The sequence below is a fragment of the Halalkalibacter lacteus genome, from assembly GCF_036663595.1.
GTDB classification, from domain to species: Bacteria; Bacillota; Bacilli; order Bacillales; family Bacillaceae_D; genus Halalkalibacter; species Halalkalibacter lacteus.
The window spans coordinates 1-234 of record NZ_JAWRVL010000473.1 but is presented as its reverse complement, the minus strand read 5'-3'; the positions used below and the strand labels follow the sequence as shown (position 1 = coordinate 234).

At 48.3% G+C, this 234-nt stretch carries 1 pseudogene; it reads left to right on the top strand.

Annotation, left to right across the window (positions count from 1 at the left end):
- Positions 1 to 234 (top strand): annotated as a pseudogene (locus SAZ04_RS23060) (ABC transporter substrate-binding protein); the annotation flags it as partial.

Sequence of the window (234 nt, the reverse complement as noted above, 5' to 3'; positions counted from 1 at the left end):
TTTCCACAGCGGCTCCGCGCAAAATACAGGCAATTATTCCAACCCAACGTTGGATGCGCTGCTCGACAAAGCAGGTGTGGAACAGGATGTAACCAAACGGATTGAAATGTACCAACAGGCCGAACAGATGATCGTGGACGATGCGCCTGTATTATTTACTACCCATTCCCTTTCCTATCAATTGGTCAAGCCGTATGTGAAGGGATATGTCTTTACGCCGATCGATGTGCCGAT